This is a genomic window from Crocosphaera sp. Alani8 (assembly GCF_038442745.1).
GTDB lineage: Bacteria > Cyanobacteriota > Cyanobacteriia > Cyanobacteriales > Microcystaceae > Crocosphaera.
Window position 1 is genome coordinate 1 of record NZ_JARVCN010000194.1, and the last position, 6,452, is coordinate 6,452.

Sequence of the window (6,452 nt, forward strand, 5' to 3'; positions counted from 1 at the left end):
GAGTTTTAGCCATCGTTCCTCATATCAACTTTTCTTGGTGCAAGATGTGAGTTAACAGGTACAAAACCGACTTTCCCTTGTTTTTCTTTTTCGGCTTTTGAGGGCTTGGCAGAAAGTTCAAGAGGAATTAGAGGTAGTCGCTACAAATCAGTGGAGGTAAGGCCAGAAGAGGTTTTTATTGGCTAAACTAATAGGCGCGCTGGCTATGCCAGATCCTCTTTGCCGATCGCAAAACAAAACTGGTCGGGGCAACTACTAGTGCAGCTTGGCGGAAATAACCCGTCAGTTACTCAGGATCTTTAAAACCCTTAAATTTCCAAACGAACGGCTTGGCAAAATGTTGATTAAAGTAATCAATAAAATTGAGAATTTTTTGGGATAGCTCTTCAGTTGAACGGAAACTACTTCTTTTGAGTAAACGTCTAACAAAAATAGAAAACCAACACTCAATTTGGTTAAGCCAAGATGTATGTTTCGGAATATAAACAAAGCGAATTCGATGAGATTCATCTGACAAAAAAGCCTCACGGCTGGCCATAGATTTGAGAATTCCTTCCTTTTCTTTAATTCCTAAATCGGTTGTTATTCCACAACTTGATGCGACTAATTTGACCAAACTTTCTGATTTATGAGTGTTGAGTTGATCCACAATAAAAATCCATTTTCCTTTTTCATCAGTCCTAATTGTTTTCTGAATATGAAGGGCAAAATCTTCTTCGGTTCTTGTCGGTCCAATGGAGGGGGTAAGCACTTTTCCTCTTGCCACATCCCAGTTGGCAATTAAGCTCAGGGTTCCGTGGCGTTCATATTCAAATTCGATTTTTTCTACTTGTTTAAGTTTGGGAGGTTTGGAGGGAAATAATCTTTCAAGAGCTTGAATCCCTGTCATTTCATCTGTACTAATTAAATGAATTCCTTGTTTTAATAATGTCAAAGCCTTTTGATGAAGTTCACAGATATATTTAACTTGTTCTTTAAATTTGAGAGGATCATCAATTTTGGGATTTAACCAATAACGATGGCGATGTGGTTTGAGTGTGGCTTCTTTTTAAAAAACGCCCCACACTTCGAGGGGAAATCTCTTCGACAATTCCTCTTTTCATGGCTTCATCTGCTAACTCCTTTGGAGTCCAATGACTTATAGGCCTGTCCGATTTTTCAGGAGATTCACAAGCGATCGCTACAATCTGAACCACTTGTTCGACAGTAAAGGACTTTGTTGTCCCCGGTCTTGGGCGAAGTCTTTAAATTTCCTTGATCAAGACCATTAATTTTTTGTCTGTAACCTGTTGTTCTTCGGCGGCGGTCAATTTGTCGATCGCCTCCCTCCATCGTTCTCGCCACAAACGTACTTGCTCTCGGTCTAATTCTAATCTTCGACTAATCGAACTATTGCTTTCTCCAGATGCTGCTCCTAAGATCAACTTGGCTCTTCTTACGAGACGATATGGGTTGGTTGTCCCTCTAACTATTTGTTGGAGTAGTTGTTCAGTTCGGCCTGAGAGTTTGATTGGCAATGCTTTGATTATGGGCATCGGCGAATTCCAAGTTAAAGCCATTAGTTCCAGCATGGGCAAATACGGTGAGTCCTACAAGCTACATTTGTCTGATGGACAAGTGGTTTGGGCTAAAGGGAACACAGACTTATTGCTTAAAGCTGGATTTGAGATGGAAGTTGATACTCCAGTTACTCTCATCATTACTCACATTGAAGAGTATGCCCCTGGTAAGTTCACTGTAACCAATGCTTTACGCAAACGTTTACCTAAACTCCCAGAAAGTGTTGACCCTGTTGTTCAAACTCTCGAAGCTCAAGTGTCTTCGATAGAGGATAATCGTCAAGAGTCTGAAACTGAAAGTGATCAGCAAGTAGGTTCCATACCATTCTAGACAAAGATTAGAGTCCCAGCAAGGGACTCTTTTTTTTCAAAATGTCTTCTTTTCTGCTACCATGACATTCATCCAGAATTTTCTCCAGTAAGACTATATTTAGTTGGTTATTTTCTCTCCAACAACTAATCTCTACATATTTTCATACCTAATTCAACAACAATCCATGACTAAAAATAACGAACAACAGCAAATTAAAGAAGGGCTGACTATCGGTAATGATGCTAATAATCAAATTGCTGATGCCATTGCCGCACGTTCTGCCCAGATGCTTGAACAAGCTTTACAAGAAAATTTTGAGACCATTCTCGAGTCTAAGATGTCTATAGCGTTCCAAGAAACTCTTAATCTTCATACCCAACGTAGCCAAGTTTTTGCCAAAAAGTTTTTAGGCACCAACAAAACTCAACTGGCACAACATCTTGTTGATACCCAATTAACCCACAAACTCTCTTCCCTACAGAATAACGTTAGCCTCGAAGATATCGATGATTTTGACACCGACTTGCTCCCCGAAGTCGGTAAGTTAGCTGACGAAACAGGTGCTATCACCGTTGAAACTAACCCTGAGTCTATCGTTGGTTTCTAAACCCTATGTCCTTACGACACTAGGCACTAGGCACTGGTTGCATCCCACACCTACTGCCTAGTGCCTATAAAATGATAACTTTCCTGAACGCCACAGAACAGCTATGTACACAAAAGAACAAATCCTCGAAATTGCATCATTACCTGAATCCGCTTTCCGCTTCAAATGTCATGTCCATGCTTTGATTAACCTTTATAAGTGGGTACGTAAACAGTGGACAGCAAAAGCTATCACTGAACATCGCACAAAATATGAACTTGATTGTCGTACCACCGAAGGTAAACTTAGATTTGCCCTCTTTGCCGCCAAGGAACTGTCTACTGGTCTTTTGCCTCCTGCTTTGGCAGACTCCCACACATCCCCCAGAACTGAACAACACAGACAAATACAAACCTCTCGTATTCTCTGTCAAGCCATCGCACTTCTTCCCCCTGTACCTCAGACCAATGGTTTAGAGAAAAGTCCTGCATATCAGGTAATGGGTGAACCTGTGTACGTTGATGAATTGGTACGAAACTACAAGCAACTGGTTGTTAAATGGCATCCCGACAATAATAAATCCGTTGAAGCTATTGGACGTATCCAATTAATCACCCAAATTTACCAGGAATTAAAGTCACAATGGTTTACAAAATACAGCCCTCTGATTCCCTTGGACAAAATTGGCATAGATAATCTTCAACTTGCTATGTCTCAGCAATTCCCTTGGTCTTCTCAGTCTTTCTGGGAGTAGTTAAACCAGTCACCAGTCACGCCCGCGTATAGTTGGGGATTTAAACCTGCGTGTAGTTTAAACGAAGGTAACACTTTTAATGAGCCAAAATTACTTAATTTAGTTAATGATATCAACATATTAGTCTATTGGTTAAGAATGGACATCGTTGCTACCCCAAACTTATAAAATAGGGTTAATACTTCAACAAAAGGCGTTAGAATCAGTAACATTTTAACCCGCCAACTCAATGGCTTCTTTTTCTAGTAATAAAGTGACTGGACCATCGTTATTAATACTAACGTCCATCTTCGCTCCAAAAATTCCTGTTTCTATTTTTAAACCACTCTTTTTTAACTCATCAACAAATAAATCATATAATTTTTCGGCTTCTCCAGGAGGAGCCGAATTGCTAAAAGATGGACGACGACCTTTACGACAATCCCCATACAAAGTAAATTGGCTAATTACTAATAAGTCTCCGGAAATATCCTGCACTGATCTTTCCCATTTCCCTTCCTTATCTTCATTGGAAAACAATCTTAACTCTAAACATTTTCGCACCATCCAATTAATTTCGTTGATAGTATCATTAGCCGCAATTCCCACTAATAAATTCAATCCTTTTCCTATCTTACCCACCACCTTACCATTAACTTTTACTTGAGACTCACTTACCCTTTGAATAATCACACGCATAGTTTATTAGCAATTTATATTCATGAAATTCAATTATTAATTATCCATCATCTATATCCCCATTGACCAAGTAAATTGTAGACTTTGTGGATGACCTGACAAGGATTTAACTTCCTCGTTCTATGCCAATCATAGTCTCGGAAGTTCGTTGAAGGTACTTTGTAAGGCAACTATTGCCAACATTTTGAAACAATAAGAATACTGTTGTTATCCCCCATACATTGAATAATGCCGAGTAAGAACATTAAATTCAAGGAATATAGTGTCAACCTGAGTTTGATATAAGATAATACCTGATAATACAGTCGGTCAGAGAATTACATGAATTTTCAGTATTTTTGTTATTGTCAAGTAAAGATAAATGCTCCGTCATGATGACGGGGCTTTTTGTTGCTAGATATTTGACTTTAGTGACTCGTTGATTGAGGCTATTACTCACCGAAGTTGACCTCGCTTTTGAGGTTTGAATACTAAAAGTGAGTTTTGTGAGCTTTTTTTAAGTAGCTTCCTCCATTTCTTGTAATATCCCTGCTATTTTTTGAGTATAGTTTTGAATTCGTTGCCATTTTTTTTGATCTTTGAGCCAAGGTTTGAGTTGACGAATTTTGTGGGCAACATCTTTTACTTGTTTTCCAGGATTTTCAGAAGCATTAGAGGAACTGTTAAGAACTTTAATTTTCTCTTTAATATCAGAAAGAGAAAGATTACCAGAAATTGCTTCACTTAAAAGTTGTTTGCGTTGCTCAATTTGTTTAACTTGAGCAATGGACTTAGCTTTAGTGTATGCAATTTCTCCATTTTGTAATGCTGTCAGGAGATCGTCTGGTAAGTTCAGCAAAGGTAAACGATTTTTAACAAAAGACTCCCAAGTTTGTCTTCCTATTTGTTTAAAGAGTAAGACAACCACTTGAATCGGTTCTTGATCAAAAATGTCTAAATTCGATTGACTATCGTTAGCCCTTTTCATTTGATAAAGAAGGGATTTAACCTCATCAATAGAACTATAAGAAAGTTTTAGCATTAGAAGTTCCAAAATCCCTTTTGTTTCTTCAATGGGGTTAAGGTCTTCTCTTTGCAGATTTTCAATCAAAGCAACTTGTAAGGCTTCGCAGTCATTTAATTCTTTGATAATAACGGGAACTTGAGTAAGTGAAGCTTCTTTCGCTGCTCGATACCGTCTTTCTCCCGCTACTAATTCATACTCCCCTGTTTCTTTTAAACGAACCAGCAAAGGTTGTAAAATTCCATGTTGTTTAATAGAAGTCACCAATTCTTCCAACCGTTGAGTTTCAAAATAACGTCGAGGTTGTGAAGAAGGAAGATTAATAACTTGAATCGGAAGAGTTTTAACGGAAGATGAGTCAGACATATCTAAAGAATGAGTGGCTGTGTCTATAAAGCTACTAATAGAAGAACGCATTTGAAAGGATTCTGGTTTTTTAGTTGGCATAATATTAATTGAATTTAATCTTGTAAGGCAAGTTGCTCTGTAATGTCGTGAAGAGTTTTGATGACCATATTTTTGGGTTCATAAATAGCCAAAGGTTCATGAGCTTGTGACGCATTAGCAAAAGAAATAGTTCTCTTAATTGGTGGATAAACTACACCAAAAGATGATAATTGACTTTTGATTTGTTTTAAACTTTCTTTATCTTGCCAAGTTCGAGAGTCATATAAAGTAGGAATAAATCCAGCTATTTTTAGTGTGGGGGAAATTTTTTGAGTTTTGAAAAGAGTTTCGAGAAGCCATTGTGTTCCCCAAAGACTTTTATATTGAGTTTGGACTGGAACAAGAACATGAGTGGCACTCATCAGACACACATAACTCAAAAATCCCAAACTGGGAAGGCAATCAATCAAAATGAAATCATAATCACCTTTTATTGATTCAAGAGGTTGACGCAGACGAAAATCTCTCAAAGGAGCATTAACAAGCTCCATTTCCGCTTTACTAAGATTGAGATTGGTTGGAGCAAAATCTACTCCATGAATTCCAGAAAATATAGAAAGGGGAACTTCATGGATAAGAGTATCATAAGTGGTTTTTTCAAGACTCATCACATCAATTCCCATGAAATCAGTCAAGGATGACTGAGGGTCCATGTCAATTAATAAAACCCTATATTTTTCTCCTAAATGATATCCCAAATTCATAGTAAGAGTTGTTTTACCAACTCCTCCAGATTGATTGTATAACGCAATAATTTTGGTCATCAGTTCAGTAAATTGTTATAAATAAAAGGTTTAGGCATAACGTTATGCCCTATAGAGAAAGGTTGATTTAATAATGCTATTTATATCTATATTGAGTTGGAACCCTCCAATCAAGATCATACATAAATTGGTCTTATTATCAGTTTGTTGATTAACCAAAACGTTACCATAAAAAGGCAAGTTTTTAGTGACTTATTTGAGTTGTTGAGGCTAACCTCTCTACTAACCTTGTATATCGTTGCCGACGATGACCTTGGTTAACAGCGATCGCAATCGTCTTAGAGTCCCCAAGTATGATAGCTAGTTTCTTAGCACGGGTTAATCCAGTGTAGATCAAGTTCCGTGACA

At 37.8% G+C, this 6,452-nt stretch carries 7 protein-coding genes and 1 pseudogene; 3 read left to right on the forward strand and 5 right to left on the reverse strand.

The features are described 5' to 3' along the window. Window positions 1-286: 286 nt before the first annotated feature. Together P9B04_RS12360 and P9B04_RS12365 are read right to left on the reverse strand one after the other, a co-directional pair. Window positions 287-889, reverse strand: a complete 603-nt coding sequence (locus P9B04_RS12360) for a transposase (protein WP_342055301.1) — start codon at window positions 887-889, stop codon at window positions 287-289. A gap of 103 nt (window positions 890-992) precedes the next feature. Next, window positions 993-1,571: pseudogene (locus P9B04_RS12365) on the reverse strand (helix-turn-helix domain-containing protein). On the opposite strand from P9B04_RS12365, the gene P9B04_RS12370 reads away from it, so the two are divergent. The 3 genes from P9B04_RS12370 (at window position 1,528) to P9B04_RS12380 (ending at window position 3,212) form a co-directional block, all read left to right on the forward strand. After that, on the forward strand, window positions 1,528-1,890 hold the full coding sequence (locus tag P9B04_RS12370) for a hypothetical protein (RefSeq protein WP_342055295.1): 363 nt from the start codon (window positions 1,528-1,530) through the stop codon (window positions 1,888-1,890). The pseudogene P9B04_RS12365 and the gene P9B04_RS12370 overlap by 44 nt on opposite strands. A 166-nt stretch (window positions 1,891-2,056) precedes the next feature. After that, entirely contained in the window at window positions 2,057-2,479 is a 423-nt protein-coding gene (locus tag P9B04_RS12375) for a hypothetical protein (protein ID WP_342055296.1), read from the forward strand. Between the two features lie 103 nt (window positions 2,480-2,582). Further along, window positions 2,583-3,212, forward strand: coding sequence for a J domain-containing protein (locus P9B04_RS12380; RefSeq protein WP_342055297.1), 630 nt, complete (start codon window positions 2,583-2,585; stop codon window positions 3,210-3,212). Window positions 3,213-3,425: 213 nt separating this feature from the next. Here P9B04_RS12380 and dtd read toward each other — a convergent pair whose 3' ends face one another. The 3 genes from dtd to P9B04_RS12395 form a co-directional block, all read right to left on the reverse strand. Continuing rightward, complete coding sequence (gene dtd, locus P9B04_RS12385; RefSeq protein ID WP_342055298.1) at window positions 3,426-3,890, reverse strand: D-aminoacyl-tRNA deacylase; 465 nt, start codon at window positions 3,888-3,890, stop codon at window positions 3,426-3,428. A gap of 496 nt (window positions 3,891-4,386) precedes the next feature. Then, window positions 4,387-5,340, reverse strand: coding sequence for a ParB/RepB/Spo0J family partition protein (locus tag P9B04_RS12390; RefSeq protein WP_342055299.1), 954 nt, complete (start codon window positions 5,338-5,340; stop codon window positions 4,387-4,389). A 14-nt stretch (window positions 5,341-5,354) separates the two neighbouring features. Beyond that, a complete protein-coding gene (locus P9B04_RS12395; RefSeq protein WP_342055300.1) occupies window positions 5,355-6,104 on the reverse strand; it encodes a ParA family protein in 750 nt (249 codons plus the stop codon). Window positions 6,105-6,452 lie beyond the last annotated feature (348 nt).

Coding starts and splice junctions, on each gene's coding strand:
- P9B04_RS12360 (WP_342055301.1), bottom strand. CDS start 889: ATGACAGGGATTCAAGCTCTTGAAAGATTATTTCCCTCCAAACCTCCC.
- P9B04_RS12370 (WP_342055295.1), top strand. CDS start 1,528: ATGGGCATCGGCGAATTCCAAGTTAAAGCCATTAGTTCCAGCATGGGC.
- P9B04_RS12375 (WP_342055296.1), top strand. CDS start 2,057: ATGACTAAAAATAACGAACAACAGCAAATTAAAGAAGGGCTGACTATC.
- P9B04_RS12380 (WP_342055297.1), top strand. CDS start 2,583: ATGTACACAAAAGAACAAATCCTCGAAATTGCATCATTACCTGAATCC.
- dtd (WP_342055298.1), bottom strand. CDS start 3,890: ATGCGTGTGATTATTCAAAGGGTAAGTGAGTCTCAAGTAAAAGTTAAT.
- P9B04_RS12390 (WP_342055299.1), bottom strand. CDS start 5,340: ATGCCAACTAAAAAACCAGAATCCTTTCAAATGCGTTCTTCTATTAGT.
- P9B04_RS12395 (WP_342055300.1), bottom strand. CDS start 6,104: ATGACCAAAATTATTGCGTTATACAATCAATCTGGAGGAGTTGGTAAA.